This window comes from Amycolatopsis nalaikhensis, from assembly GCF_030264295.1.
GTDB lineage: Bacteria > Actinomycetota > Actinomycetes > Mycobacteriales > Pseudonocardiaceae > Amycolatopsis > Amycolatopsis nalaikhensis.
In genome coordinates, this window is sequence record NZ_CP127173.1 from 6,554,990 (window position 1) to 6,581,379 (window position 26,390).

Below are 26,390 nucleotides of genomic sequence, written 5' to 3' on the forward strand. Positions count from 1 at the left end.
GCGCGCACCGTACGCAACCGGGCCGACGGAGGTGGGTAACCAACGCGGCGTGTCCGGATATCGGTTGAGTCACGCGTCACGTTCGGCTTGTGGTTCGCCCGTTCGTGTGCCCGGACTACGACGGTCGGCGGGTGTCGTGGCCGCCGCGACCTCGGGCGTCGCTTCCCGGCCGGCCTGACTAGGGTGATCGCCATGTTGCGTGTGGGGTTGACGGGTGGAATCGGGGCAGGCAAGTCGACCGTGGCGAACCGGCTCGCCGAACACGGTGCCGTGCTGATCGACTCCGACCGGATCGCCCGCGAGGTCGTCGCGCCCGGTACCGAGGGCCTTTCCCGGCTGGTCGAGGAGTTCGGCGCCGAAATCCTCGCCGCCGACGGCTCGCTCGATCGGCCCGTGCTCGCCGCGAAGGCCTTCGCCGACGACGAGTCCCGGCGCCGGCTCAACGCGATCGTGCACCCCCTGGTCGGGGCCCGGACCGGGGAGCTGATGGCCGCCGCCGCGGCGGACGCCGTCATCGTGCACGACATTCCGCTGCTCGTCGAAAACGGTCTCGCCACCGCCTACCACCTGGTCGTCGTCGTCGACGCGCCGGTCGAGGTCCGCGTCCGGCGGCTGGTCACCGCGCGCGGGATGGCCGAGGAGGACGCGCGGGCGCGGATCCGGGCGCAGGCCAGCACCGAGCAGCGCCGCGCCGTCGCCGACGTCTGGCTCGACAACGGTGGTCCCGAAGACGCCGTGCTCCTCGACGTCGACGCGCTGTGGGCCGACCGGCTGGTGCCGTTCGAGGCGAACGTCCGGCTGCGGAAGCCGCGGCCGCCGGTGTCGCCGAAGATCGCCGACTACGACCTGACCTGGCCCGCCCAGGCCGAACGCGTGCTTTCCCGCCTCCGGGCCGCCGCCGGGGAGCTCGCCGTCCGCGCCGACCACATCGGCTCGACCGCCGTTCCCGGCCTGCCCGCCAAGGACGTCCTCGACCTGCAGCTGACCGTGGCGACCCTGGAGGACGCCGACACGCTGAAGGAACTGCTGTGCGACGCCGGGTTCCCGCGGCTCGAGGGCGACTGGTGCGACGACGCCCAGGACGGGTCCGGGACGTGGCCGAAGCGCCTGCACGTCGGCGCCGACCCGAAGCGCGCGGTGAACCTGCACGTCCGGTCGACGGAGACGCCCGCGTGGCGGCTCGCCCTGCTCTTCCGCGACTACCTGCGCGCCGACGCCGAGGAGCGCGACGACTACCGCGACGTGAAGCTGCGGCTGGCCGACGCGCACGCCGGCGACGGCAACGTCGCGGCGTACGCGGACGAGAAGCAGGAGTTCGTGAACGGCGTGTTCGCCCGCGCGGAGAAGTGGGCCGCGGCCACCGGCTGGACGCCCTAGGACCCTAGCAGCCCGCGTTCGAACGCCACCGCGACGGCGGCCGCGCGGTCGTTCACGCCGAGCTTCGCGTACGCGTGGATCAGGTGCGTCTTGACCGTCGCTTCGCTGATGAACAGCTTCTTCGCGGCTTCCTTGTTCGTCGACCCGCGGGCGACCAGCGTCAGCACCTCGAGCTCGCGCTGGGACAGCGACTCCGGCGCGGGCTCCCGCATCCGGCCCATCAAGCGGCTCGCGACGGCGGGGGAGAGCACGGCCTCGCCGCGGGCGGCGGCCTCGACGGCGCGGAACAGGTCCTCGCGCGGGGCGTCCTTGAGCAGGTAGCCGGTCGCGCCCGCCTCGATGGCCGGCAGCACGTCGGAGTCCGTGTCGTACGTCGTGAGCACCAGGACCCGCGCCGGGTTGCCCAGCCGGGCCAGCTCGGTGATCGCCGCGACGCCGTCGGTGCCCGGCATCCGCAGGTCCATCAGCACGACGTCGGGGCGCAGTTTCTCGGCCAGCGTCACGGCTTCGGTGCCATTCGCGGCCTCGCCGACGACCTCGAAGCCGCGGCCGGTGAAGATGCCGCGCAGGCCGTCGCGGACGATCGGGTGGTCGTCGGCGATGAGCACGGTGATCGTCACGGGGTGGCCTCCGACGGGGGCGGGACGGCGGGCAGGACGGCCGAGATCGCGGTGCCGCCGCCGGGCTCGGACTCGACGTGCAGCGTACCGGCGAGCCGCAGGACGCGGCGCCGCATCCCGGGCAGGCCGAAGCCGGGTCCCGGTCCCGGGACGAACCCGGTGCCGTCGTCCCGGACGTCCAGGGTGAGCTCGTCGTCCATGTAGGACAGCGTCAGCCCGACCCGCTTCGCGGCCGCGTGCTTGTCCACATTGGACAGCGCTTCCTGGGTGACGCGCAGCAAGGTCGCCTCGACCTCCGGGTGCAGTGCCCGCGGCTCGCCGGTGGTGAGGAACGTGGCGGGCACGCCGGTCCGCTCGCTCCACCGCTCGGCGACGTCGGCGAGCGCCTCGGGAAGCGTTGCGGTGTCGAGGTTTTCCGGGTGCAAGGCGCGGACCGAACGCCGGGCGGCGGTGAGGTTCTCCCGGGCGAGCGCGGTCGCCGAATCCAGGTGCCGCTGCCACTCCGCGGGCTCGTCCTTGGCCAGCGCGGCGGCCTCCAGCTGCCGGATGATGCCGGTGTAGCCCTGGGCCAGGGTGTCGTGGATCTCCTGGGCGAGCCGCTGCCGCTCGTCGAGCACCCCGGCTTCGCGGGCCTGGCGGAGCAGTTGCTCCTGCAGGCCTTCGTTTTCCTCGTACATCGCGGCGAGGCGGTCGAGCATGCGCCGCCGGTCCTCGTTCTGCCGGGCGACGGCCGCCGACAGCAGCCCGCCACCGCCGATGGCCGCGGTCTGCACGACGATGATCGTGATCCAGATGCCGGGCTTGTCCTGCAGGGCGTGGACCGGCCCGCCGTTGCCGAGCGTGTTGATCAGCAGCGACGTCGCGGCGAGCGCGGTGAAGGAGAGCCACGTCGGTTGCAGCCGCATGGCCGAGAAGAACGCGTAGATCATGAAGATCAGGAACGTGACGTCTCTGGCTTCGAGGAAGCTCGCCAGCGTGAGGACGCCGACGAAGCTCATGGCGGCGAACGGGGGGTACTCCCGCACCCGCGGGTTCGGGAGGCTGACCGTCGCGAGCAGCCAGACCGCGGTGCCGCCGACCAGCATGCCGGTGTGCACCCACCAGCGGCCGTCATGGTGGCCGAAGCCGAGGGTGACCAGCGTCGCGATCACGAGCAGCGACCCGGGCAGGTACCGGTCGACCCGGTTCAGCCACGGGTGCCAGCCGGTGTCGGCCGTCGCGGACGCCGGTGGCCACAGCGGCCGCTGCCAGTCGACCTTGAGGCTCACGCTCTCATGTCCTTGAGCCGCGGCCAGATCTCGGTCCAGCTCGCCGTCCGGCCGGTGAGCTGCCAGACCGGCATGTGCGCGCTCGCGTTGCGGACGCCGAGCCGGTTGCCGACCTGCCCGACGATCCGCGCGTTTCCGAAGTACTTCGCCAGTTTCGACGGGTCGTAGCCGACGAAGAGCACGTTGTCGCCGGTGGTGTCGTCAGGACGGCCGAAGTACCAGAAACCCCGGCTGGGGCTGTACGCCTCGGGCAGCCCGCGCTCGGGCCCGTACCGGTCGAGCGCGCCCGCCTGCCAGTAGCCGCCGGTGACGACGACCGTGTCCGGCGGCGCGGTGCGGTACAGCGCGGCGACGTCGCCCGCGACGTCCGGCCAGCCGACCTCCTCGGCCGCGTAGGCGGGCCGCGGGGCGCCCGGGTGGTCGACGAGCCAGTGCACCGGCCAGACCGGCAGCGTGAACGGCAGGCTGAACACCGCCGAGACCACGAACACCGGCCAGGTCGGCACCCACCGCCACCACCGCGCGGGCGGCCGCGCCTCGAGGTGCACCGCGGCCGCGGCCCACAGCACGCCGAACATCCCGGCCGCGTAGTAGTAGCGGCCGTTCGCGACGAGGAAGACCGCGACGACGCCCAGCGCCGTCCAGCCCAGGAACCGGTACGGCCGCAATGACTTGCTGCCCAGCAGCACGGCGACGCCGTAGAGCACGCCGAGCGCCCCGATCACCCAGCCGGCTCCGGCCAGCAGGTTCGGGACGAAGCTCTCGCGGCCGCCCGCGGCGTCGACCTCGGCGCCGACGGCCTCGCCCATGCCGAGCTGCGGCCAGCCGTTCGCGCGCTGCCACAGCAGCGTCGGGACCAGCGACAGGGCGGCGATCAGCGCGCCGAGCCAGAGCCTCGGGCGGCCGAACAGCTCCTGCGGCCCGAACACCAGGATCGCGAGCCCGGCCACCACCCAGAACGCGCCGATGAGGAGCTTGTCGTTGAGCGCCACGGCCGTCACCACGCCCAGCCACACCAGCAGGGAGTCCGCGCGCGTGCGGACCCAGCGCACGAGCAGCCACAGCACCAGCGTCCACAGCAGCGGGTCGATCGTCGACGTCGCCAGGTAGTGGCCGCTGCCGACGAACTGGCCGCAGATCGCGTACGCGCCGGCGGCGCGGGCCTGCGCCTTGCGCTGCCCGCCGAGCTTCCCGCGCGATGAGCGCGGTGACGACGACCCCGGCGGCGGTCGCGGCGATCGCGGGCAGCCGGAACACCACCAGCGAGCCGGGCGCGAGGGTGTTCATCGCCCAGGCCAGCGCGGGCACGAGCGGCGGCTGGTCGGCGTAACCCCAGGCCAGGTGCTTGCCGGCGGCGAGGAAGTACAGCTCGTCGCCGAAGTAGCCGTAGCGGCCGGCGGTGAGCAGCAGCGCGGCGGCCGTGCCGGCGGCGAGCAGGGCGACCGGCAGCCGGGCGAACGGCGCGAAGCTCGGCTTTCGCCTGGTCGGGGGCCGTGGCTACGGCGTCCATCGTGCTCCTGTTCCTCGTCCGGCCCGGTCCTTTCCGCACCTTACGGCCCCCGCCCCGGCGCCACCGCGCGGATGGTGACGCCGGGCACGCTGGTCACGCGTGGGTGTTCACCAGCTTCGGCCACAGCGTGGGCCACGGTTCGGCCCGGCCGGTCGCCAGCCACAGCGGCACGTGGTCGAAGTAGCTCGGCTTCGCGTCGCCCGTGCTCACCTCGCCGATCGGCCGCACGTCGGCGAAGTGCGCGAGCAGCGGCCGCGGGTCCTCGCCGACGTACAGCACGTCGGTCGCCTCCGCGGGCGGCACGACCAGTGTCGCGTACCCGCGGTTGCCGCTGGCGGGTTCGGGCAGGCCGAGGTCGCGGCCGAACCGGTCGAGCGCACCGGCCTGCCAGTACGTCTGGGTCACCACCGCCGTGTGCGCCCGGCCGGGCAGCCGCGCGTAGGTCTCGGCGACGGACCCGGCGGCTTCGGGCCAGCCGATCTCCGCGAACGAGAACAGCGGCGTCGGCAGCGACGGGTGCTCGGTCAGCCAGGCCCGCGGCCAGACCGGCAGCGCCAGGGGCACCACCAGCACCGCCGCGACGACGTACGCCGGCCAGGTCGCGATCCACCGCCACCACCTGGAGGGCTCCCGCCGCTCCAGCGCGACGGCCGCCACCGCCCAGCACACGGGGTACATCCCGGCGACGTAGTAGAACCGGCCGTTGACGGCCAGGAACGCCACGGTCAGCAGGACCACGGTCCAGCCGAGGAACCGGGAGCTCGCGGTCGCGCAGGAGCCGCCACAAGCCGTAGCAGAGCAGGGCGACGCCGACCGGGAGCCCGGCGGTGAGCAGAGCCGTCGGCAGGAACGTCAGCCTGCCGCCCCAGGTGCCGCCGACCTCCTGGGAGATCGCCGCGCCCATGCCCAGCTGCGGCCAGCCGTGCGTGGCCTGCCAGAGGAGTGTCGGCACCAGTGCCACCACGGCGATGCCGGCGCCGATCCACAACGCGGGCCGCCGCAGCAGCTCGCGCGGGCCGCAGGCCAGGACCGCGATCCCGGCGGCGAGCCAGAAGCCGCCGATGAGGAACTTGGTGTACAGCGCCGCCGCGGTGATCACCCCGGCCCACACCAACAAGCCGTCCGCGCGGGTGCGCAGCCACCGGACCAGCGTCCACAGCAGCAGGGTCCACAGGAACGGGTCCACTGTGGACGTCGCGAGGTAGTGCCCGCCCGCCAGGAAGTTGGTCGAGACGGCGAAGGTCGCCGCGGCCAGTGTCTGCGCCTTGGCGCCGCCGCCCAGCTCGCGGGCGATCGCCGCGGTGAGCACCACCCCGCCGAGCATCGCCAGCATCGCCGGGATCCGCAGCACGAACGGCGAATGGCCGAGCTCGTCCATCAGCCGGGCCAGCAGCGGGAGCAGCGGCGGCTGGTCGACGTACCCCCAGGCCAGGTGCCGCCCCGCGGCCAGGAAGTACAGCTCGTCGCCGAAGTAGCCGTAGCGGTTCGCGGTCAGCAGCAACGGGATCGCCATCAACGCGGTCACGATCGCCACCGGCACGGTGGCGAACGGCGCGACCGGCCGGACCCGGGCCGGGGCGGGCGCGGTCGTCACTCCCATCGGAACACCCGCGCCGCGACGGCGGTGCACACGACGGCGAACGCCGCCATCGCGCCCAGCTGCAGGGCTTCCGGGGCGTCCCCGGCCCAGGTGGCCCGCAGCGCGTTGAGCGTCGCCCCGAGCGGCAGGACGTCGGCGACGTGCTGCAGGACCGGCGGCAGCTGCTCCTTCGGCACCCAGACCCCGCCGAGCGCCAGCATCGGGAACAGCAGCGCGGCCCCGATGCCGCTCGCCGCGCGGCCGGTCGGCGCGAGCGCGGCCACCAGCAGGCCGACCGAGAACAACGCCAGCGCGCCGAGCACGATCGACACCAGGAACCCGGCCGGGTTGCCCGGCAGCGCGATGCCGAGCGCGAGCTTGCCCACGACCGCGACGAGCAGCACGACGACGACCGCGGCGGCCAGGTTGACCAGCAGCTGCGCGGCGAGCAGCCGGCTCGGCGGCACCGGGCTGGCGGAAAGCCGTTTCAGCAGGCCCTTTTCGCGGTAGGTGCCCATCGCGTTCGGGAACTGGGTCAGCGCGAGCATCGCCAGCAGGATGGTGACGGCCATCGGCGCGATCACCGTGGCCAGCGGGCTGTGCCCGCCGTACTTCGGGTCCGGCTGGTTCGCGTCGGGCATCAGCCCGAACACCAGCAGCAGCGCGAGCGGGATGCCGGCCACGATGGCGGGCGCCCCGGGGTCGCGCAGGAAGACCTTCGCCTCGGCGGCGGTCAATTTGGTCAGGACGGCCATGGTTTCCCCCTCAGTCCGGCCGGTGGCCGGTCAGTGCGACGAAGGCGTCGTCGAGGCCGGCCTGCTCGACGCGCAGGTCGCCGGCGACCACGCCGTGGCGGGCGAGCAGCGACGTCACCGCGTGCAGCACGTTGCCGCGGCCGCTGACGACGAGCTGCCCGCCCCGCCGCTCGGCCCGGCGGACCTCGGGCAGGGCTTCGAGCACGCCGGGGTCGAGCGGCGCCGACGGCCGGAACCGCACGACCTGCTCGTCGGTGACCCTGGCGACCAGCCCCGACGGCGTGTCGACGGCCACGACGCGCCCGGCGTCGATCACCGCGATCCGGTCGCAGAGCCGTTCGGCTTCGGCCATGAAGTGCGTGACCAGCAGGATCGTCACGCCCTGGGCGCGCACGGCCTCGATCAGGTCCCACGTGTCGCGTCGGGCCTGCGGGTCGAGGCCGGTGGTGAGCTCGTCGAGCACGGCGACCTCGGGGCTGCCGACCAGCGCGAGCGCGATCGACAGCCGCTGCTGCTGCCCGCCGGAGAGCTTCTTGTACGCGGTGTTCCGGTGTTCGGTCAGCCCGAGCGTCTCGAGCAGCCGCCCGGTGTCTGCGGGTTTCCGGTAGAACGCGGCGTAGAGGTCCAGCAGCTCGCCGACGCGCAGCTTGTCCTGCAGCCGGCCTTCCTGCAGCTGGACGCCGACGCGCTGGCGCAGCTCGGCCCGGTCGTGGCGCGGGTCGAGGCCCAGCACGGAAAGCCTTCCCCCATCAGGGTTCCGGAGTCCCTCCAGGCATTCGACGGTCGTGGTCTTGCCCGCGCCGTTGGGCCCGAGGATGCCGAAGATCTCCCCGCGTTCGACGGTGAACGAAACGTCGTCGACCGCCACCTTCTCCCCGTACCGCTTGTGGAGGTGCTCGACCTCGATGACCGGCATTTCGCCGTCCCCCTATGTCCGATCCGTTTCCGACGCATCGAGAATCCCGCGTCGCCGGGGGTCGGCGAATCGTCAGGACGGTCCGGACTCCGATCCTCCGGCGGACGACCCCGCATCCACCGTCCGGAGGATGCCGGGCATCAACCGCGCCGGGCGGCCCACGCCGCGATCCCGGTGCGGTTGGCCAGCCCGAGCTTGGTGAGGATGTGCTGGACGTGGCTTTCAGCCGTGCGTTCGGAAATGTGCATCAAGGCCGCGATCTGCTTGTTGGTCAGCCCTTCGGCGACGTGCGCGGCGACCTCGGTCTCCCGCGGGGTGAGCCCGGCGGGCGCGTCCCCTCGGAGGCCGGCCGCGAGCTCGGTGGCCCGGCGGCGCAGGGGCGCCATGCCGAGCCGCTCGGCGGCCGCGATGGCGGTCGCGGCCAGCGCCGCGGCTTCGGCGAGGTCGCCGGGGCGGCGGCGCCGGGCCAGCGCCTTGGCCAGCTCGAAGCGGGCGAGCGCGGCGAACGGCGGTGCGCCCGCGGTGTCGTTCGCGGCGACGCCGAGCCGGAGTTCGCGAACAGCTTCGTCGAGGTGCCCGCCGGTCGCGAGGGCGAGGCCGAGGTAGGTACGCACCGAGCCGAAGTTCGTGACGGTGCCCGCGCCGCCGGTGACGAACAGGTCGGCGTGGGGCCGGAGCCGGGCCGCCATGTCCGCCGCGACGGCCGGTTCGTCCATCAGCGCCGCCAGTTCGGCCCTCGTCGCGAGTGTCGGCAGGAGCGCGGGCTGCGCCAAGGCCTCGCCGTTGGCGGGGTGGAGGATCCGGCGGGCGCGCTCGATGTCGCCGCGCTGGGCCCAGTAGAGCCCGTACACCGGCCGGACGAACCCCGGTGAGTTCCGGTCGAAGGCCTCGAACTGCTCGGCGGTGACGAGGTCCTCGCGGCCGGTGAGCCCGTCGATCGTCAGCAGCACGAAGACCGAGACCCCCACCACCGACTCGTGGGCGCGCCCCTCGACCAGGCCGAGGCAGTCGCGCACGGTCGCGATCGCCGCGTCGAACCGGCCCCGCGTGGCTTCGACCGCGGCGACGCCGCGCAGGTAGTGCCAGCGGGCGAGGGGCCGCCGCAGCCGGTCGGAAAGGCGGCGCATCGGGCCCAGCAACGCTTCGGCCTCGTCGAGCCTGCCGAGCATCATGAGCGCGTCGAAGCGCCACAACAGGCCCCAGAGCAGGGTGTCGTCGTCCACTTCGGACCGTCCGAGCGCGGCCATCCGCCCGGCCAGTTCGAGCCGTTCGCGCACCCCGTCCGGTCCCGACCGGGCCATCTGCCGGGCACGCAGTGCCGAGCGCAGTACCTGCGTGTCACCCAGCCGCTCCGCCATCGCGAGCGCCTCGGCCGACGCGCGGTCGGGGTCTTCGCCACCGGCGAACCCGGCCTCACCCGCCCGCAGCGCCAGCAGCCGGGCGCGCAGCGGGCTGTCTTCGGCGGGCAGCTGGGCGAGGGCCTCGGCGGCCAGCCGGTCGCCGCTGAAGTCGCCCCACGGATCGGACAGGCCTTCCATCGCGAGGGCGACTTCGCCGAGCGCCGCCGGGTCACCGGCTTCGCGCGCGGCTTCGGCCGCCTTGGCGAGGATCGCCTTGGCCGACTGGATGTCGCCGTCGCGGGTCAGCGCGGTGGCGTGGCGGCGGAGCAGGCGTCCGCGGTCGCCGGGATCCGGCGGCGCGCCGACGTCGAGCGCCCGCCGGTAGAGGTCCGCGGCCTGCTCCCAGGCCAGGCGTTCGAACGACTGGTCACCCGCGCGCTCGGCCCACTCGGCCGCCTCGCGGCGATCGCCGACGGGCGCGGAGGCGAGCAGGTGGTGGGCGATCTCGGTGGCCCGCTCGGCCGCGCCGGGCCGTCCCGCCAGCCAGCCGGCGAGCCGCGCGTGCGCGTCGGCGCGGGCCGCCGTCGGCAGGTCCGCCCGCGCCGCCTCCCGGATGAGGTCGTGGCGAAAGCGCCAGCCGGGCCGGGACACCACCAGGCCCGCGGCGGCGGCTTCGTCGAGGGCACCCAGGACGACGTCGAGCGCGTGCCCGGTCACCGCGGCCAGCCCGCACGGGTCCGGTTCGCTGCCGAGCTCGGCGGCGGTGGCGACCAGCTCGCGGGTGCGGGCGGTGAGCCGGGCCAGCCGCGCCCGGACGGTGTCGAGCACGCCGTCCGGCAGGGCGTCCACGCCGCTGTCGAGCAACCCGGCCAGCTCGCCGACGAAGAACGGGTTGCCGCCGGTCCGGCGGCTGACCACGGCGGCGACCTCCGGCCGCACGGTCTCGCCGGTGACCAGCTCGAGCTGCCGCCGCACGTCCGCCGTCGGCAGCCCGACGAGGCGCAGGCGCGTCTGTCCCGCTTCGTGGGCCAAGGCGGCGAGCGCCGAGGTCAGCGCCTCGCGGCCGACGGTTTCGGTGTCCCGGTAGGTCGCCACGAGCAACAGCCGCGACCGGGCCGCGCTCCGGACCGTGTGGACCAGGAGAGCCAACGACGCCGCGTCGGCCCACTGCAGGTCGTCGAGCGCCACCAGCAGCCCGTCCGGCTCGGCCGCGGCCAGCAGCTGCGCGGCGAAGGCTTCGAACGCCTCGAACCGGTCGGTCGCCGTGCCGCCCTCGGCGAGCGCGGGCGGCAGCGCCCGGCCCAGGTCCCTGGCGATCTGGCGGAAGATCCAGTACGGCGGGCTGCCCTCTTCGTCGCTGGCCCGTCCCCAGGCGACCGGAACCCCGAGCGCCTCGGCGCCCGCCGCGGCTTCCTGCACGAGCCGGGTCTTGCCGATGCCCGGCTCCCCGGCGACCAGGACCAGCCCGCCCCGGCCGGCGCGGGCCTGGTCGAGCCGGGCGGCGAGCAGGCCGGACTCGCGTTCGCGTCCGACCAGCTCACCGCTCATGCCGAGCAGAATAGGTCCCGGTGCCCCTGCTCACGCCACCTTCACGCCCCGCGCGTACACCGAAACCACCCGCCGGAGCACGGCCGGATCGGCCAGCGGGTCGCCGTCGACCGCGATGACGTCCGCGTCGAAGCCCTGGGCGAGCCGGCCCTTGCGGTGCCCGAGCCCGCACACCCCGGCGGCCACCGACGTGACCGCCCGCAGCGCCTCGGCCGGGCCGAGCCCGAGGTCCCGCAGCATCGCCGGGGCGGTCGTGAGGACGCCGTGCGGCTTCACCGGGGCGATGCCCGCGTCGGTGCCCGCCACGAACGGCGCCCCCAGCTCGTGCAGGCGGCGCAGGTTGCCCATCATCGCGGGCAGCCTGCTGACGATCGCCTCGGGCGGGGTGAGGCCCGGAACCGGCACCATGCCGAGCGTCGCCCCGACGGTGACCCGCCGCTCGGCGATCGCGGCCATCAGGTCCTCCCGCACGTCGACGCCGTCGGCCGACCAGAACGACACGTGCTCCATGCCGTCGACGCCCGCGGCCAGCGCGTCGGCGATCGCCTGCGTGCCGTGCGCATGCGCGGTGACCGGCAGGCCGTGCCGGTGCGCCTCGTCGACCGCGGCCCGCAGCACCGCGACGTCGAACTGGGCGAAGCTCCTGCAGGGTGCCCGGCGTCATCGTGCCGCCGCTGGCCATGATCTTGACGACGTCGACCCCGCGGTCGACGTGCTCGCGCACGGCCCGGCGCACGCCCGCCTCGGTCGGTTCGGCCTCCCCGCCGAGGAAATGGCAGTGCCCGAGCGGGCTGGTGACCGGCGGCCCGGCCGCGACGATCGTCGGCAGGCCGGGCCGGTCGCGCAGTTCCAGCGAGAGGTAGCCGCGGTCGCCGAGGTCCCGGACGGTCGTGACACCGGCCCGCACCTGCGCCCGGCCCGCGTCGGCCATCGCGGCCAGCACTTCGTCGTCCGTACGCGCCTGGAGGTTGCCGACGGCGTCGATGCTCGCGTCGAAGGCCAGGTGGACGTGGGTGTCGATCAGCCCGGGCAGCAGGGTCGCGGCGCCGAGGTCGACGACGTGCGCGTCCGGTGGCGGGGCCACGCCGGTGTCGACCGAGCGGATCACCGGCCCGTCGAGCACCACGACGGGATCGGCGACCAGCCGCGAGCCGGCGCCGTCGAACAGCCATGCGGCGCGGATCGCGGTGAGCCGCGTCCGCTCGGTGACAGTCGGGTTCGTCATGCCCGGAACGGTCGCGCGGATCGGCCGCGAGCGCGTCCGGGGATGTACGGACACCGGCTACGGATGTCGCCGCCAGGTCAGCGTGATGTCCTTCGCGGACAGCCACGCGGCGAGGTCGTAACCCTGCGCGGCGAGCCCGTCGACGGCGGCGTAGGTGGTTTCGAGGGCGAAGGTGGCGTCTTCGGTACTGACGAGCCCGGCGGCGTGGGCTTCGAGCAGCTCGTCGGTGTCGATGACCTTCAGCGAGAGCTTGTCCTTGAGCACGAGGTCGACGTAGAGGTCGGTGGCGACCCAGCGGGTGCCTTCGCGGCGGACGCGGACGACGTCGAGGTAGAAGTCCTGGTCGCGTTCGTGGCCGGGGGAGAACCAGAAGTCGGTGAGCCGCAGGCCGAGCCCGGGCAGCAGCCACGACTCGAGGTAGTGGAACTGGGCGCGCCCCGGCGTCGGGCGGGCGAGGTACAGGCCGAACGGTTCTTCGCGGTACTCCTCGACCTCGCGGAGGATGCCCTTCGGGTCGATGTTCGCGCGCGCGGCAGGGTCGAAGATCTCGACCTTCGGCGGGTGCAGTGCGGCCATGGCGCTCATCCTGCCCGGGACACCGCGAAATCCGCACCCGTGCCGCACGTTCGGGCTAAAGTGCGCCGACTGTCCGAGGGGAGCGGGGATGTTCGGGATCATCAGGCCGTGCCGGCACCGGCTGTCCGCGGGGTTGCACGCGGACTGGCTGGCGCACTTGTGCGGGCTGTGCCTCACGTTGCGCGACGAGCACGGCCAGCTTGCGCGGGTCGTCACGAACTACGACGGGCTGATCATTTCGGCGCTGGTGGAGGCGCAGACACCGCGTGCGGACCTGCGCCGTGACGCGGGACCGTGCCCGTTGCGCGGGATGCGTTCGACGTCGGTGGCCCGAGGCGAGGGAGCCCAGCTCGCGGCGGCGGTGTCGCTGGTACTGGCTTCCGCGAAGGTCGACGATCACGTCGCGGACGGCGACGGGGCGTTCGGCCGCCGGCCGGTGGCCGCGGCGGCGCGGCGGGTCGCGTCCCGGTGGGCGGCGCAGGGCGGGCGGACCGGCGGGCGGGTCGGGTTCGACACGTCCGTGCTCACGGATGCCGTTGCGGGGCAGGCGGAGTTGGAGGGGTCGGTTCGGCTCGGTGACTCGGCTCTGGTGGTGACCGAACCGGCGGAACGGGCTACGGCAGCGGCCTTTGCTCGGACCGCGGAGTTGGCTGGGCGGCCCGGGAATGTGGCTCCGTTGGGTGAGGCTGGGCGGTTGTTCGGGCGGGTCGCGCATCTGCTGGATGCCGTCGAGGATTTTGGTTCCGATGTGGCTGCGGGGGCCTGGAATCCGTTGGTGGCCACCGGGACTTCGTTCGCCGAGGCGCGGCGGTTGTGTGATGACGCTGTGCTCGGGGTTGAGCTGGCTTTGCGGGAGGTGGAGTTCGCGGAGTCGGGGCTGGTGCATGCGTTGTTGGTCCATGAGCTGCGGCAGGCCGTGCGGCGAGCCTTCGGCCACGGCCGTCCGTCCCATGGCGGGCTTGCCGGGCAGCAGCCGCCTCCTGGGTGGATCGGGCCTGGGCCCCGGCCGCAGCAGAATCCGCACCACGTGCCGGGGCCGCAGGGCTTTCCGCCGCCCGGCCAAATGCCGCCCGGCGGCGCGCCCGGGTGGCCGGGGAACCCTGGGGGTCCGAGTGGCCCCGGTGGCTGGTCTGGCGGCCCCGGCGGTCGTGGCCCGGCCGGACCTGGAGGTCCCGGTGGCCCGGGCGGTCGCGGTCCCGGCGGGCCAGGTGGTCCCGGTGGTCCGGGTGGTCCTGGCGGTCCGGGTGGTCCTGGAGGCCCAGGTGGACCAGGTGGTCCCGGCGATTCCGGCGCCCCGGAACCCCTCAACGGCAAGGGCGGCGGCCTCTGGTACCCGAAAATCGCCGTCCCGCCGAAGAAGCGCAACTTCTTCCTCGGCTGCGCGATCGCGCCGTACATGTGCTGCACCTGCCAGTTCTGCTGCCGCGATCCCTATCCTGGGCCGTGGAGCGGGAAACCCCACTCGAGCTGCGGCTGCGACTGTGACTGCTGCGACTGCTGTTCCTGCTGCGACTGCAGTTGCTGAGGGGAGCGGACATGACGGACCCGATGGCCGAACTGCACCGGCGCGGCCGGGAGAACTTCGCCGAGCTGGTCGACGACGGCGCGAAGCGGCTCGATGCCCTCTTCGCGACCGTCCCGGCGCTGGGTGAGCTGGCCGTCGGCACCGTCTACGGCCACCTCCACGAACGCCCGGCGCTCGACAGCCGGCTGCGGGAGGCCGCGACGCTCGCCGCGATCGTCGCCGCCGGGATGGTCGGGCCGCCGCTGAGCGTGCACCTCCGCACCGGGCTCGCCTCCGGCCTGTCGCCCGCCGAGGTCGGCGAAATCGTTGTCCAGGCCGCCGCCTTCGCCGGTTTTCCGCGCGCCGTCTCGGCCGCCGACCAGCTGAACCGCCTCTTCGAAGGCCACGGGCTGCCGATCCCGCCGCCGCCGTCCGCGCGGGAGGTCGTCCTCGCCCACCTCGCCGAGCACGGGCACGAGGTGCTCGCCGAGTTCCCGCGCACCGAGGTCCAGGCGGCCGGGCCCGACCGGGTGCTGGTCTCCTGCTTCGCGGACGACGACCCCGCTCCCGGCGCCGTCCTGCACTACTGCGTCGACGGTGCCGAAGTGACGTCCGTGACGGTGTTCCGACCGCGCTGACCAGGCCCGACGGAAATTGTCGGTGGTGGGGCCTACTCTGGTTGACGTGGCTTTCGCAACCGAACACCCCGTGCTCGCCCAGTCCGACTTCCGGCCCGTCTCGGAGATCCCGCGGACCGGCGGCCGGTTCGAGGTGGTCAGTGAGTACCAGCCCGCCGGCGACCAGCCGGCGGCCATCGACGAGCTCGAACGCCGGATCAAGGCGGGCGAGAAGGACGTCGTGCTGCTCGGCGCCACCGGCACCGGCAAGTCGGCGACCACCGCCTGGCTGATCGAGCGCGTCCAGCGCCCGACGCTGGTGATGGCGCCCAACAAGACACTGGCCGCGCAGCTGGCGAACGAGCTGCGCGAACTGTTCCCGCACAACGCTGTCGAGTACTTCGTCAGCTACTACGACTACTACCAGCCCGAGGCGTACATCGCGCAGACGGACACGTACATCGAGAAGGACTCCTCGATCAACGACGACGTCGAGCGGCTGCGGCACTCGGCGACGATGAACCTGCTGTCGCGGCGGGACGTCATCGTGGTCGCCAGTGTGTCGTGCATCTACGGCCTGGGCACGCCGCAGTCCTACCTCGACCGGTCGTCGAAGCTTTCGGTCGGCATGCAGCTCGACCGGGACGTCTTCCTGCGGGCCCTGGTGGACGTGCAGTACACGCGCAACGACATCGCGTTCGCGCGCGGCACGTTCCGGGCGCGCGGCGACACGGTCGAGATCATCCCGGCGTACGAGGAGCTGGCGATCCGCGTCGAGTTCTTCGGCGACGAAGTCGAGAAGCTCTACTACCTGCACCCGCTGACCGGGGACATCGTCAAGGAGGTCGACGAGGTCCGGATCTTCCCGGCGACGCACTACGTCGCGGGCCCGGAGCGGATGGAAAAGGCGATCCAGGGCATCGAAAGGGAGCTCGAAGAACGCCTGGCGGAGCTGGAGAAGCAGGGCAAGCTGCTGGAGGCGCAGCGGCTGCGGATGCGCACGGCCTACGACATCGAGATGATGCGCCAGGTCGGGTTCTGCTCCGGCATCGAGAACTACTCGCGGCACATCGACGGCCGCGGGCCGGGCTCGGCGCCGGCGACGCTGATCGACTACTTCCCGGACGACTTCCTGCTGGTGATCGACGAGTCGCACCAGACGGTCCCGCAGATCGGCGGCATGTACGAAGGCGACATGTCGCGGAAGCGCAACCTGGTGGAGTACGGCTTCCGCCTGCCGAGCGCGGTCGACAACCGGCCGCTGACCTGGGAGGAGTTCTCCGACCGGATCGGCCAGACGGTCTACCTGTCGGCGACACCGGGGCCGTACGAGATGGGCCAGGCGGGCGGCGAGTTCGTCGAGCAGGTCATCCGGCCGACCGGCCTGGTCGACCCGAAGGTGGTCGTGAAGCCCACCGAGGGCCAGATCGACGACCTGGTCCACGAGATCCGCGAGCGCGCGGACAAGGACGAGCGCGTCCTGGTGACCACGCTGACGAAGAAGATGGCCGAGGACCTGACGGACTACCTGCTGGAGCTGGGCATCCGGGTGCGCTACCTGCACTCGGAGGTCGACACGCTGCGCCGGGTCGAGCTGCTGCGGCAGCTGCGGGCGGGCGACTTCGACGTGCTGGTCGGCATCAACCTGCTCCGCGAGGGCCTCGACCTGCCGGAGGTGTCGCTGGTGGCGATCCTCGACGCGGACAAGGAAGGCTTCCTGCGGAGCGGGACGTCGCTGATCCAGACGATCGGCCGCGCGGCGCGAAACGTGTCGGGCGAAGTGCACATGTACGCGGACAAGATCACCGAGTCGATGCAGCACGCGATCGACGAGACGGACCGCCGCCGCGAGAAGCAGGTCGCCTACAACAAGGAACGCGGCGTCGACCCGCAGCCGCTGCGGAAGAAGATCGCCGACATCCTCGACCGCGTGTACAGCGAGGCGGAGGACACGGAGCAGGTCTCGGTGGGCGGCTCGGGCCGCAACTCCTCGCGAGGCAAGAAGCCGGAGCAGGGCGACCGGGTGCGCAGCTCGGGAATGCTGGTGGACAAGGACGTGTCGGCGATGCCGCGCGCGCAGCTCGCGGACCTGATCCAGCAGATGACGGACCAGATGATGCAGGCGGCCCGCGACCTGCAGTTCGAGCTGGCGGCCCGGCTGCGCGACGAGATCTCGGACCTGAAGAAGGAGCTGAGGGGGATGGACGCGGCGGGCATCAAGTAGGCGGGCCGGTCCGGCGACGTGGCGGCAGGGCGCGGGCCCGGAAGTCGCGGGGCGGGTGGCCCGGTCGGGCTGCCGCAGCTCGGCGGCTGCCGGTTCGCCCGGCGTGGCCGCGGGCCGCTCGGTTGGGCTGCCCCGGCTCGGCAGCCGTTTCGCCGGGCATGCCGAGGTGGCCCCGGGTCGCGCGCGAGTCGTGCCGCCCTGCCGCGGCCGCAGCCGCCTGGCCCGCTCGCTCCCCGCGGGCGTGGCCGCGGGCCGCTCGGGTGGGCTGCCCCGGCTCGGCGGCAACCGTGTCGCCCAGTGGCGCCCGCGTGGCCGCGGGCGGGTGGCCCGGGCTGCCCGCCCCGGCCACAGCCCCATGGCTCGGCCCCGCCGCGCGGCCGCGAGCCGTGTCGCGTCTCGGCCCTGCGGCGCTTTCTATTCCGGCGCCGCGTCTGAGTCCGGCTGGAGCAGGCCGAAGATGTTCCCCTCGGTGTCCGTGCAATAAGCCAGCCACCCGACGCCCGGGACCGAATTCTTCGGCAGCGTCAACGAACCGCCCGCATCACTCACCGACGCCAGCGCCCCGTCCAGATCCGTCACCGCGATCGTGTTCACATACCCACAAACCGGCGTCGAAGCCGCCGGTGCCGGGCCGACGCGGGGGAGCAGGCCGCCGTCTATTCCGTTGCCTTCGCCCGTCGATATCACCCAGTACGGCTCTTCGCCCCAGCGCTCGAACTTCCAGCCGAACACCGTCGTGTAGAACTTCACCGCGCGGTCCGGGGCGCCCGCGTGGATCTCGAAGTGGACGGGACGCGGCATGGCGCCTCCTCGGGCCGGACCGTCGGGTGCCGTGAGAGTACGCCCGGCCCGACGAAACTCACAGCCTCGGCCGCTCCGAAAGCGTCAGGTCCGCGTCGAAGTCCGGGAAACCCGCCGGGGCGCTGCGAGCCGTCAACGCCGACGATCCAGCAAGCCCCGCCCAACGCCGGATCGTCGCCGTCGCCGCTGCGGCCTCCGCCGGGGCCAGCTGGGCGATCTTCGACCCGTGGTTGCCGCCCTGGACGTAATACCGGTACGAATCGCGGCTTCCGAAGCCAAGCTCGAACGGCTCCGCGCCCCACGGGTCGTTCGACCCGTACACGAACAACAACCGCGTGCCGTGGGACTTCACCCAGAAGTCGATGTCCGGCATTGCCAGGTAGTCGAACCTCGGCAGGCGAATCGTGCTGGGGACGAACGTCTTCGGCTGGTCCGCGCCCGGGTAGCGCAGCAGGTCGCGCAGGTAGCCGTCGTACGCCTCGGGCGAACCCAGCTGGACCGCCGCCTGGTAGTAGTACGGGATGTACGGCGCCAGGTCCTGGTCCGAGTACGTGTTCAGGCTCTCGACCTGCTCATACCACGCGTAGACGTCCGCCGCGGGCGCGCCCGGCGGTGGCACCTTCGCGCAGTCCGCCTGCGTTTGGTACTGCCAGAACGCGAAGTACGAGTCGATCACCGAAATTTCCAGAGACTTGTCGAGCGAGCCGACGATCGAGAACGTCAGCCCGCGCTGGGCCGCGTCGGCCGAGGCGATCGCGCCCAGCTCGGCACGCCTCTTCAGCGCGTCCCGCTGGATCGCCTTCAACGCGTCGCGGCACGCCGGGTCGTCGCCCACTCGCGAGAGGAACCGGTTGTACACGTCCGCCGGGTCGATGACGTCGTTCGGCGCCACGTACGGGATCGTCGCGTCGACGTCCTCGGGGAAGAAGCGGCGGAAGTACGTCGCCGTCATGCCGCCCTTGCTGCCGCCCGTCGCCAGCCACTTGCCCGGGTAGATCGCCTTGAACGCCTGGACCGCGCGGTGCTCGTCGGCCGCCGCCTGCCAGATCGTCAGCTGCTTCGCCCAGTTCTCCGGCTGGGGCCGGGACGGCGTGAAGTAGCGGTACTCCATCGAAAGCTGGTTGCCGTCGACGATCTGCGTCGGCTCCGAACGGTTCGGTGACCCGCTGACGTTGTAGCCGCTCGTGAACGCGACCGTCGGCGCCGCGAAGTCGCGGTGCAGCAGGGTGAACCGCTGCTGGAACGTGCCCGCTTCCGGGTGCCGGTGGTCGGCGGGCTGGGTGTAGGTCAGCTTGAAGAACCGGAACCCGGCCGGTGCCGGGTCCTCCGACACGACCGTCAGCCCGGGGATTCGCTGCAGCGCGGCCTTGATGTCCGGCTCGGCCGACGCCGCGGGCGCGAGGCCCACCAGTGCGAGCAAGACCGCGCACGCGGTGACCAGTCTGCGCATCGAGCACCCTCCCCGGCTCCGGAACCCATGTGGGACCTTCACAGAACCGGCCGCGGTCGGCAATCGGCTGACCGGGGGCGGAACCGGCCGGTAGCCGACTTTCGGCGGGTGGCGCGCCGCCGGGTGGCGTCCTCTCGCGTGCGCCACCCCGCGCATTGTGCGAGTTGTGAGCGTGATCAGCGCCACGTTACGGTCCCAAGCCGTAGGTACCGTCATCGAGCGAGGGGTCCGCCATGAAGGTTTCCGACTGTCCCACCACCCAGGTCGAGGTGCGCATCGAGGCGCGGCCGGCCGACGTCTGGTCTTGGCTGCTGGACGTCGACCTGCCCGCCCGCTTCTCGAACGAGTTCCAGGGCGGCGGCTGGGTCGACGGCGCCGAGCCCGGGCTCGGCGCGCAGTTCCGCGGCCGCAACTCGCACCCGGTCGCCGGGGAGTGGGAGACGGTCTCGACCGTCACCGGTTACGAGCCCGAGCGGCTGTTCGCGTGGGCCGTCATGGACGTGACGAACCCGGCGGCGTCGTGGCGGTTCGAGCTGGTCCCGGACGGCGAGGGCACGATCCTGCGCCAGTGGGCCCAGATCGGTCCCGGCCCGTCCAACCTGACGACGATCATCGGCTCGATGCCCGAGCACGAGGAGGAGATCGTCGCGATGCGGCTGGGCGAGCTCCAGGACAACATGCGCAAGACGGTCGAGGGCATCAAGGCCCTCGCCGAAAGCGGTGTGCATGCTCGCTAACGACGCAGCGTCCGGTCCACATAGGACTTGACGGCGGCGAGCGCCTCGGGCGAGCGCCACATCCGCTCCACTTCGGGGTCGTCCGAGTGGCGGTACTCGGCGATCCGTTCGTGGAACGGCTGGCGGATCTGGGCCTTGGTGTGCGCGAACGGCTCGGCGGGCAGGTCGCCGAGCCGGGCCGCGACGGCGACGGCCCGCTCGAGCACCTCATCCGGCGGTGCCAGCTCGTCGACGAGCCCGCGGACGACGGCGTCTTCACCGCCCCAGGTCCAGCCCGAGTAAGTCAGCGACGGCAGCGGTGCCGTGCCGTACGCGCAGCGCAGGATCTCCAGCGCGGCGAGCGGGAACGGCACCCCGACCAGCAGCTCGGTGACGCCGACCTGGCCGGGCCCGGTGGTGAGCACGCGGTGGTCGCAGGCCGCGGCGAGCACCGCGCCGCCGGCGATGGCGTGCCCGTTCAGCGCCGCGACGACCGGGCGCGGGCAGCCGAACACCGCCAGCAGCGCGTCCGACAGCAGCGGCAGGAACTCCGACACGTACGCCGTGCCGCCGTCGTCGATCCGCTTGAGGTCGACGCCCGCGGAGAAGATCCCGCCGGTGCCGGTGAGCACGACGGCGCGGGCCTGTTCGGCCTCTTCCATCCGGAGCACGAGCTCGCGGCAGGAGTCGGTGTCGAGGGTGTTGCCCCCGCCGTGGTCGATCCGGAGCACGGCGACGTCGGTGCGGCTGTCCACGGTGATCGGCACGGCCAGACCGTACCCCGGCGCGGCCGGAGGTTCAGGTTTTACCGCTCAACCGGACGACGCCGAAGTGTTCCCGGCGCGCCAGCTCGGCGATTTCGTCGAGGGTCGGCAGCCGTCCGAGGGGGAACTTCAGGCCGATCAGCCGCCCGGCGCGGCGCATGCCCAGCTCGGTGATCCGGTCCAGGTAGGTCCGCGCGGTCACGGCGTCGTCCTCGACCAGGACACCGCGCATCGGCGACGTGCGGCCCGCGAACGTCACGTCGACGTCCGCGCCGCCCCGGAAGTTCGCCTTCCAGCCCGCGGGCGTCAGGGCGAACAGCCCGTCGGCGTCGCGGTGGGCGGTCACCGGCAGGCGGTAGCGGCGGCCGGTCCGGCGTCCGGCGAAGGCGAGCAGCATGAACTCGCCGACGCCGCGGCCGAGCGGGCTCGGCAGAACCCGGCGCAAGACCGCGCTCAACGTCTTCACCAGCGGCGCGGGCGGCTGGTGCCACTCCACAACGGACGTCATCGATGGAGCGTACGCCCGCCGGCCGCCTCAGCTGGTGACGTCTTTTTGAGCGAACCGGCGCCCGGCGTAGAGGAAGAACACCGTCCCGTAGATCACCGCCGACAGCAGGCCGCTCGCCAGGTCCGTCCAGTCCACATCGGTCGAGATCAGGTCCATCCACGCGAACGCGTAGTGCGTCGGCAGGTAGTTCCGGAGCCCCTCCAGCGCCGTGATCTGGTCGAGGATCTGCGACAGGATCGCCACCAGCACCGCGCCGCCGACCGCGCCCAGCGGGGCGTCGGTCGACACGCTCAGCGCGAGCGCGAGCCCGGCCACCCAGGCCAGCTGCAGGATGATGTACACAGTGGACAGCCCGATGGCCAGGATGCTGTCGCCGAAGGACACCGCGTCGCCGGTCGGGCTGATCGCGTCGCCCGCCCCGTACCAGAGCACCCCGACGCCGAGCGACACCAAGGGCAGCAGCACGAGCGCGAACGCCGACAGCAGCCCGGACACGATCGCCTTCTGCCGCAGCACGCGCTGCCTCGGCACCGGCACGGCCAAGAGGTACTTCAGGCTCGACCACGACGCTTCGCTCGCGATCGTGTCGCCGAAGAACAGCGCCACGATCATCGGCAGCAGGAACGTCCCGGACACGAACAGCGCCAGCACGACGAAGTTCGGCGCGGACGCCGTGGCCAGGTCGACGAACCCGCCGCTGCGCCGGTTCGGGTTCGACTGCCCGAGCTCGAACGCGATCACCAGGATGAACGGCAGGATCGCGACGAACCCCAGCAGGAACTGCGTCCGCCGCCGCTTGAGCTGGCGCCTCAGCTCGACGCCGAGCCGGAGCGTCCGCCGGGCGCTGTAGCCCTCGACCGCGCCGTCCGCTCCGACACCCGCGTGTTCGGCCGAAGCGACGTCGCTCAGCTCGTCGAGCGCGTGCGGATCGGTGTGCACACCCTCGCTCATGATTCGTCTCCGACCAGTTGCAGGAACGCGTCTTCCAACCGGCGCCGCGGTCCGGCCTGCTCGACCGCCACCCCGGCGCGGACCAGCGCCGCCACGGCCTCGGCGCGCGGCAGCCCGTCGAGGTTGGCGTGCACGAGGTCACCCTCGACGTCGACCGAAGTGACGCCGTCCGCCTTCAACGCCGCCGCGGCCGCTGCCGGGTCGTCGACCCGGAACGTCGCTTCGCCGCCGGCCGCGGCCAGCTCGCCGACCTCGCCCGCGGCGACCAGCGAACCGCGGTGCATCACCACGACGTGCGTGCAGGTCTGCTCGACCTCGGCCAGCAGGTGGCTCGACACCACCACCGTGCGGCCGGTCGCGGCGTACCGCTTCAGCACTTCGCGCATCTGGTGGATCTGGGGCGGGTCGAGCCCGTTGGTCGGCTCGTCGAGCACCATCAGCTCCGGCAGGCCGAGCATCGCCTGGGCGATCGCCAGCCGCTGCCGCATGCCCTGGCTGTAGGTCCGGACGCGGCGTTCGACGGCCGAGCCGAGCCCGGCGATCTCCAGGGCCTCCGCGAAGTGCGCCTTCTCGGCCGGACGCCCGGTCGACGCCCAGTACAGCTCGAGGTTGGCCCGGCCGGACAGGTGCGGCAGGAACCCGGACCCCTCGACGAACGAGCCGATCCGCGAGAGCACCGGCGCGCCCGGGGTGATCTTGTGACCGAACACGCGGATGCTGCCCGCGGTCGGCGTGATCAGGCCCATCAGCATCCGCAGCGTCGTCGTCTTGCCCGCGCCGTTCGGCCCGAGCAGGCCGAGCACCTGGCCCGGCTCGACGCGGAACGACAGGTCCTTCACCGCGACGAACCCACCCGCGTACTGCTTGCGCAGGCCCTCGATGACCAGCGGGGTGGTGGCGAGCTCGGGGTCGACGTCGGTGGCGCGACGGCGGCGCAGCGCGGCGAAGAGCACCGCGGCGATTCCGATCGCCAGCGTCACGCCGATGCCGACCAGCTGCCCGACCGGCGCCGGCGAACCGACCGACGTCCCGGGCACGACCGGCACGGCCAACGCGGTGCCGCCGGCCAGCGCGACGCGGAACACCGCGGGCGCGGCCGGGGCGGCGAACGCCTGGTCGGTGGTGCCGACGACGAGCCGCAGCGAGTGCCCGCCCTCGATCGGCCGGACGACGCCGGGCAGCGTCACCGTGACCTCGACCGGCGTCCCGTCGGCGGGCAGCCCGCTCACCCGGAACGGCGCGATCGCGTTCGCGGGCAGCACCCGCGAGCCGTCCTGGCCGACGTCGTAGAGCTTCGCGAAGAGGACCGCGTCCGGCTGCGGATGCGCCGGGTCCGCGGCGACCTGCAGCCGCACGGTCGAGGAGCCGCTGAGGACGACCTGGCTGTCGACCGGGGCCGTGGTGAACTGCGCGGCCTGGCCGGGCGGGTCGTTGCTGAACAGCGCGCCCAGCCGCGACGAGCTGCTCGCGACGCCGTTGAGGCCGGGGATCCCGCTCACCGCCGAGGGGTTCGCCCCGGCGGGCCGCACCACGGACTGGGCCGGGCCGCTCATCGGCAGCAGCCGCCGCTCGGTGGCCGGGCCGGTCAGCCCGGGGTAGGCATCGGCGTTGACGGTGCGCACGGACGGCGTTCCGTTGGCGCGCAACGTGCCCTGGACGTCGTAGCTGAACCCGGTGCCCGGGTCGCCGCCCTCGACCGTGGTCCACAAGAAGTCGGCGATCTTCGCGCGCAGCTGCGGTCCGGGCTTGCCGCCGTCGTGGCCGCCGGTGTACCAGATCGTCTTGACCTTGCCGCCCGCCGCGGTGATCTGCCGGGCGGTGGCGTCGGACTGGTCGAGGCCGAAGAGCGTGTCGCTCTCACCCTGCACGAGCAGCGTCGGCACGGTGATCTTGTCCGTCACGGACGCGGGGGAGACGCGGCGCAGCAACTGCACGCTCGCCTGGCTCGCCTGCCCGGTGGTGCCGAGTTCGGTGTAGGCGCGGCAGACCGCGGCGGTGAACCGGCCGCACGGGTCGGCGGGGCCGCCGCGTGGCCCGTTCCCGCCCGGAGGCGCGGCGGGGACGGCGGCCGCCGCACCGGCGGCGGTCCCCGCGGCGCCGGTGGAACCGGTGTCGGTCTCCTGCCCGGCTTCCGGCGCTTCGGCCGACGGCGAACCGCTCGCGGCGGCGCCGGAGCCCGCCGAGAAGAAGATCCCGGCCCAGCTCTTCTTGAACACGCCGTCGGTCGCGAAGGCGCCGGCGGCCGGGGTGCCCGCGGCCGGGGCCTTCGGCGCGGCGGCGTTCGGGACCAGGCCCTGCGCGAGGTCGTTGTAGGTGATCACCGGGGCGATCGCGTCGACGCGCTTGTCCGTGCCGGCCAGCAGGAGCGAGAGCGCACCGCCGTAGGAGGCACCGGTGACGGCGACCTTCGGGTCGCCCTTCGCGTCGAGCGTCACCTGGTGCTGCGCGACGAGCCGGTCGATCAGGCGGCTCGCGTCGGCGACCTCGCCGTCCGGGTCGTTGAGCCCGATCTTGCCGGTGCTCTTGCCGAACCCGCGCGCGGACCACGTCATCACGACGAAGCCCTTCCGCGCGAGCTCCCGCGCGTTGTCGGCGACGCTGTTCTTGTCCCCGCCGAAGCCGTGCGCCAGCAGCACCGCGGGCGCGGGCACGGCGGCGGGCAGGTAGGTGGTCGTGTCGATCTTCACCTGCTCCGCCGAGCCGGGCGCGGCGGGCAGGTCGATCAGGGCGTCCTGCGTGGGCACCGGCGCGGGCGCGGCGGGCCGCGTGATCCAGAAAACCGCGCCGGCGGCCAGGACCACGACGACGGCGGCGAGCGCGGTGAGGCGGGCTCCGCGGGTGCGCGGGAGCGGGAGTCGGGGCACGGAGTGACCGTATGTGAACTTTCCTGAGAGTGTCCTCACCGGCTCACGTCGATCACACGCCTGGGACCACCTGGTGGACCGAAGTGACCGAAATTACAGGACCAACCCGGTGACGTGGGTTATCCCGGCTGGCGTTCGGGCGGGGGTAACCGGCAGACTGGAACGGCTGTGAGGGGAGTATTCCTTCGCGGCGGTGTCGTCAGCACGGTGGCCCTGCGCCCCCGGCACCGTCGGCCGGTGTTTTCACCGGCGGGAGAGACCTCCGGTTAGTTGCTGCTGCGCACTATCCGGAGGTTCTGGTTCCATGACTGTCCCCCTGTGGCTGTGGATCGCCACGATCGGTGGCCTGCTCGCGCTGATCGCGCTGGACCTGGTCATCGTCGATCGCAAGCCGCACGAAGTGACCACGGGGGAAGCCGCTCGCTGGGTGATCTTCTACGTCTCGTGCGCGATCCTCTTCGGCGCCGGTGTGTGGTTGTTCGCCGGGCACGACCCGGGCGTCGAGTTCTTCACCGGGTACATCACCGAGTACTCGCTGAGCGTCGACAACCTGTTCATCTTCATGATCATCATGGCGTCGTTCAAGGTGCCCGCCATCCACCAGCACCGCGTGCTGCTGGTCGGCATCCTGCTCGCGCTGGCCATGCGGAGCGTCTTCATCGCCATCGGCGCCGCGCTGATCGCGCAGTTCGTCTGGGTGTTCTTCCTGTTCGGCGCGGTGCTGATCTGGACGGCGATCAGCATGCTGCGCAACAAGGGCGAGGAAGAGGAGTACCACGAGAACGCCGTCACCCGGCAGGTCCGCAAGTTCGCCCCGGTGACCGAGGACTACCACGGCCACAAGTACACGGTGAAGCTCGGCGGCAAGCGGATGATCACGCCGATGCTGCTGGTGATCGTGGCCATCGGCTCGGCGGACCTGCTCTTCGCGGTCGACTCGATCCCGGCGATCTTCGGCATCACGCAGGAGGCGTTCCTCGTCTTCACCGCCAACGCGTTCGCGCTGATGGGCCTGCGCCAGCTGTACTTCCTGCTCGGCGGGCTGGTGACCAAGCTCGTCTACCTCAGCTACGGCCTCGCGGTCATCCTCGCCTTCATCGGCGCGAAGCTGTTCCTGCACGCGCTGCACGAGTACCACGTGGTGCCGGACTGGCTGGACATCAACAACTGGGTCTCCCTCGGGGTGATCGTCGTCGTGCTGACCGTGACCACGGTGACCAGCCTGGCGAAGGCCCGCAGCGACGAGCGCAAGCAGGTCGCCGCGTGAGTCCCGACGA

General features: G+C 72.7%; 21 protein-coding genes and 3 pseudogenes. 7 read left to right on the forward strand and 17 right to left on the reverse strand.

The genetic code is table 11. From position 1 onward, the window contains the following. Positions 1 to 192 precede the first annotated feature (192 nt). The gene (gene coaE / locus QP939_RS32115) at positions 193 to 1,377 is read left to right on the forward strand and encodes a dephospho-CoA kinase (RefSeq protein ID WP_285449955.1); all 1,185 of its coding nucleotides are present in this window, start codon (positions 193 to 195) and stop codon (positions 1,375 to 1,377) included. Here the strand turns inward: coaE and QP939_RS32120 are convergent. The 3 genes and pseudogenes from QP939_RS32120 to QP939_RS32130 all read right to left on the reverse strand — a co-directional run bounded on the left by QP939_RS32120 (position 1,374) and on the right by QP939_RS32130 (position 4,525). Further along, entirely contained in the window at positions 1,374 to 1,997 is a 624-nt protein-coding gene (locus QP939_RS32120; protein WP_285449956.1) for a response regulator, read from the reverse strand. The genes coaE and QP939_RS32120 overlap by 4 nt on opposite strands. Further along, the gene (locus QP939_RS32125; protein WP_285449958.1) at positions 1,994 to 3,265 is read right to left on the reverse strand and encodes a sensor histidine kinase; all 1,272 of its coding nucleotides are present in this window, start codon (positions 3,263 to 3,265) and stop codon (positions 1,994 to 1,996) included. The genes QP939_RS32120 and QP939_RS32125 overlap by 4 nt, the downstream gene beginning before the upstream one ends. Further along, a pseudogene (locus tag QP939_RS32130) lies at positions 3,262 to 4,525 on the reverse strand (glycosyltransferase family 39 protein). Before QP939_RS32130 ends, QP939_RS32125 begins: the two are co-directional and overlap by 4 nt. On the opposite strand from QP939_RS32130, the gene QP939_RS32135 reads away from it, so the two are divergent. After that, positions 4,464 to 4,595, forward strand: a complete 132-nt coding sequence (locus QP939_RS32135; RefSeq protein ID WP_285460047.1) for a hypothetical protein — start codon at positions 4,464 to 4,466, stop codon at positions 4,593 to 4,595. The pseudogene QP939_RS32130 and the gene QP939_RS32135 sit on opposite strands and share 62 nt — an antisense overlap. Before the next feature lie 273 nt (positions 4,596 to 4,868). Here QP939_RS32135 and QP939_RS51950 read toward each other — a convergent pair whose 3' ends face one another. The 8 genes and pseudogenes from QP939_RS51950 to QP939_RS32170 all read right to left on the reverse strand — a co-directional run bounded on the left by QP939_RS51950 (position 4,869) and on the right by QP939_RS32170 (position 12,714). Beyond that, positions 4,869 to 5,513 carry a hypothetical protein gene (locus QP939_RS51950; protein ID WP_352252909.1) on the reverse strand — a complete coding sequence of 215 codons (645 nt, stop codon included), beginning with the start codon at positions 5,511 to 5,513 and terminating at the stop codon, positions 4,869 to 4,871. A gap of 256 nt (positions 5,514 to 5,769) precedes the next feature. Then, a pseudogene (locus QP939_RS51955) lies at positions 5,770 to 6,375 on the reverse strand (glycosyltransferase family 39 protein); the annotation flags it as partial. Beyond that, positions 6,366 to 7,109 (reverse strand): ABC transporter permease, encoded by a 744-nt coding sequence (locus QP939_RS32145; protein WP_285449959.1) that lies wholly within the window; start codon positions 7,107 to 7,109, stop codon positions 6,366 to 6,368. The gene QP939_RS32145 and the pseudogene QP939_RS51955, both read right to left, overlap by 10 nt. A 10-nt stretch (positions 7,110 to 7,119) precedes the next feature. Continuing rightward, positions 7,120 to 8,025: an ABC transporter ATP-binding protein gene (locus QP939_RS32150; RefSeq protein ID WP_285449960.1), complete on the reverse strand. Its 906-nt coding sequence runs from the start codon at positions 8,023 to 8,025 to the stop codon at positions 7,120 to 7,122. A gap of 140 nt (positions 8,026 to 8,165) precedes the next feature. Continuing rightward, a complete protein-coding gene (locus tag QP939_RS32155) occupies positions 8,166 to 10,913 on the reverse strand; it encodes an ATP-binding protein (protein WP_285449961.1) in 2,748 nt (915 codons plus the stop codon). Positions 10,914 to 10,943: 30 nt separating this feature from the next. Beyond that, the gene (locus tag QP939_RS32160; protein ID WP_285449962.1) at positions 10,944 to 11,531 is read right to left on the reverse strand and encodes an amidohydrolase family protein; all 588 of its coding nucleotides are present in this window, start codon (positions 11,529 to 11,531) and stop codon (positions 10,944 to 10,946) included. A 103-nt stretch (positions 11,532 to 11,634) separates the two neighbouring features. Continuing rightward, positions 11,635 to 12,138: pseudogene (locus tag QP939_RS32165) on the reverse strand (amidohydrolase family protein); the annotation flags it as partial. Between the two features lie 57 nt (positions 12,139 to 12,195). Beyond that, positions 12,196 to 12,714 carry a ribonuclease FAU-1 family protein gene (locus tag QP939_RS32170; RefSeq protein WP_285449964.1) on the reverse strand — a complete coding sequence of 173 codons (519 nt, stop codon included), beginning with the start codon at positions 12,712 to 12,714 and terminating at the stop codon, positions 12,196 to 12,198. An 88-nt stretch (positions 12,715 to 12,802) separates the two neighbouring features. Between QP939_RS32170 and QP939_RS32175 the strand changes: the two genes are divergently transcribed. Genes QP939_RS32175 through uvrB form a run of 3 tightly spaced genes read left to right on the forward strand, consistent with a single transcriptional unit; the run spans position 12,803 to position 17,059 of the window. Then, positions 12,803 to 14,239, forward strand: a complete 1,437-nt coding sequence (locus QP939_RS32175; protein WP_285449965.1) for a DUF5685 family protein — start codon at positions 12,803 to 12,805, stop codon at positions 14,237 to 14,239. Between the two features lie 11 nt (positions 14,240 to 14,250). Next, the gene (locus QP939_RS32180; RefSeq protein ID WP_285449966.1) at positions 14,251 to 14,856 is read left to right on the forward strand and encodes a carboxymuconolactone decarboxylase family protein; all 606 of its coding nucleotides are present in this window, start codon (positions 14,251 to 14,253) and stop codon (positions 14,854 to 14,856) included. Between the two features lie 46 nt (positions 14,857 to 14,902). After that, a complete protein-coding gene (uvrB, locus tag QP939_RS32185) occupies positions 14,903 to 17,059 on the forward strand; it encodes an excinuclease ABC subunit UvrB (RefSeq protein WP_285449967.1) in 2,157 nt (718 codons plus the stop codon). A 414-nt stretch (positions 17,060 to 17,473) separates the two neighbouring features. Here uvrB and QP939_RS32190 read toward each other — a convergent pair whose 3' ends face one another. After that, complete coding sequence (locus QP939_RS32190) at positions 17,474 to 17,860, reverse strand: VOC family protein (protein ID WP_285449968.1); 387 nt, start codon at positions 17,858 to 17,860, stop codon at positions 17,474 to 17,476. Positions 17,861 to 17,918: 58 nt separating this feature from the next. Then, a complete protein-coding gene (locus tag QP939_RS32195; RefSeq protein ID WP_285449969.1) occupies positions 17,919 to 19,310 on the reverse strand; it encodes a S28 family serine protease in 1,392 nt (463 codons plus the stop codon). Between the two features lie 233 nt (positions 19,311 to 19,543). Between QP939_RS32195 and QP939_RS32200 the strand changes: the two genes are divergently transcribed. Beyond that, positions 19,544 to 20,047 carry an SRPBCC family protein gene (locus tag QP939_RS32200; RefSeq protein WP_285449970.1) on the forward strand — a complete coding sequence of 168 codons (504 nt, stop codon included), beginning with the start codon at positions 19,544 to 19,546 and terminating at the stop codon, positions 20,045 to 20,047. Here the strand turns inward: QP939_RS32200 and QP939_RS32205 are convergent. From QP939_RS32205 to QP939_RS32220, 4 genes are read right to left on the reverse strand one after another with little or no spacing between them, the layout of a single operon-like run. Then, a complete protein-coding gene (locus QP939_RS32205) occupies positions 20,044 to 20,793 on the reverse strand; it encodes an enoyl-CoA hydratase/isomerase family protein (RefSeq protein ID WP_285449971.1) in 750 nt (249 codons plus the stop codon). The genes QP939_RS32200 and QP939_RS32205 overlap by 4 nt on opposite strands. Positions 20,794 to 20,824: 31 nt before the next feature. Next, the gene (locus tag QP939_RS32210) at positions 20,825 to 21,298 is read right to left on the reverse strand and encodes a hypothetical protein (protein ID WP_285449972.1); all 474 of its coding nucleotides are present in this window, start codon (positions 21,296 to 21,298) and stop codon (positions 20,825 to 20,827) included. 27 nt (positions 21,299 to 21,325) lie between these two features. After that, positions 21,326 to 22,249 carry an ABC transporter permease gene (locus QP939_RS32215; protein ID WP_285449973.1) on the reverse strand — a complete coding sequence of 308 codons (924 nt, stop codon included), beginning with the start codon at positions 22,247 to 22,249 and terminating at the stop codon, positions 21,326 to 21,328. After that, positions 22,246 to 25,113, reverse strand: coding sequence for an alpha/beta fold hydrolase (locus QP939_RS32220; protein ID WP_285449974.1), 2,868 nt, complete (start codon positions 25,111 to 25,113; stop codon positions 22,246 to 22,248). The genes QP939_RS32215 and QP939_RS32220 overlap by 4 nt, the downstream gene beginning before the upstream one ends. Positions 25,114 to 25,417: 304 nt before the next feature. On the opposite strand from QP939_RS32220, the gene QP939_RS32225 reads away from it, so the two are divergent. Further along, complete coding sequence (locus QP939_RS32225; protein WP_285449975.1) at positions 25,418 to 26,380, forward strand: TerC family protein; 963 nt, start codon at positions 25,418 to 25,420, stop codon at positions 26,378 to 26,380. Positions 26,381 to 26,390 lie beyond the last annotated feature (10 nt).

Excerpts from the sequence above, each read along its gene's own strand:
- coaE (WP_285449955.1), top strand. The coding sequence starts at position 193 with ATGTTGCGTGTGGGGTTGACGGGTGGAATCGGGGCAGGCAAGTCGACC.
- QP939_RS32135 (WP_285460047.1), top strand. The coding sequence starts at position 4,464 with ATGAGCGCGGTGACGACGACCCCGGCGGCGGTCGCGGCGATCGCGGGC.
- QP939_RS32145 (WP_285449959.1), bottom strand. The coding sequence starts at position 7,109 with ATGGCCGTCCTGACCAAATTGACCGCCGCCGAGGCGAAGGTCTTCCTG.
- QP939_RS32150 (WP_285449960.1), bottom strand. The coding sequence starts at position 8,025 with ATGCCGGTCATCGAGGTCGAGCACCTCCACAAGCGGTACGGGGAGAAG.
- QP939_RS32155 (WP_285449961.1), bottom strand. The coding sequence starts at position 10,913 with ATGAGCGGTGAGCTGGTCGGACGCGAACGCGAGTCCGGCCTGCTCGCC.
- QP939_RS32170 (WP_285449964.1), bottom strand. The coding sequence starts at position 12,714 with ATGGCCGCACTGCACCCGCCGAAGGTCGAGATCTTCGACCCTGCCGCG.
- QP939_RS32175 (WP_285449965.1), top strand. The coding sequence starts at position 12,803 with ATGTTCGGGATCATCAGGCCGTGCCGGCACCGGCTGTCCGCGGGGTTG.
- QP939_RS32180 (WP_285449966.1), top strand. The coding sequence starts at position 14,251 with ATGACGGACCCGATGGCCGAACTGCACCGGCGCGGCCGGGAGAACTTC.
- QP939_RS32190 (WP_285449968.1), bottom strand. The coding sequence starts at position 17,860 with ATGCCGCGTCCCGTCCACTTCGAGATCCACGCGGGCGCCCCGGACCGC.
- QP939_RS32195 (WP_285449969.1), bottom strand. The coding sequence starts at position 19,310 with ATGCGCAGACTGGTCACCGCGTGCGCGGTCTTGCTCGCACTGGTGGGC.
- QP939_RS32200 (WP_285449970.1), top strand. The coding sequence starts at position 19,544 with ATGAAGGTTTCCGACTGTCCCACCACCCAGGTCGAGGTGCGCATCGAG.
- QP939_RS32210 (WP_285449972.1), bottom strand. The coding sequence starts at position 21,298 with ATGACGTCCGTTGTGGAGTGGCACCAGCCGCCCGCGCCGCTGGTGAAG.
- QP939_RS32215 (WP_285449973.1), bottom strand. The coding sequence starts at position 22,249 with ATGAGCGAGGGTGTGCACACCGATCCGCACGCGCTCGACGAGCTGAGC.
- QP939_RS32225 (WP_285449975.1), top strand. The coding sequence starts at position 25,418 with ATGACTGTCCCCCTGTGGCTGTGGATCGCCACGATCGGTGGCCTGCTC.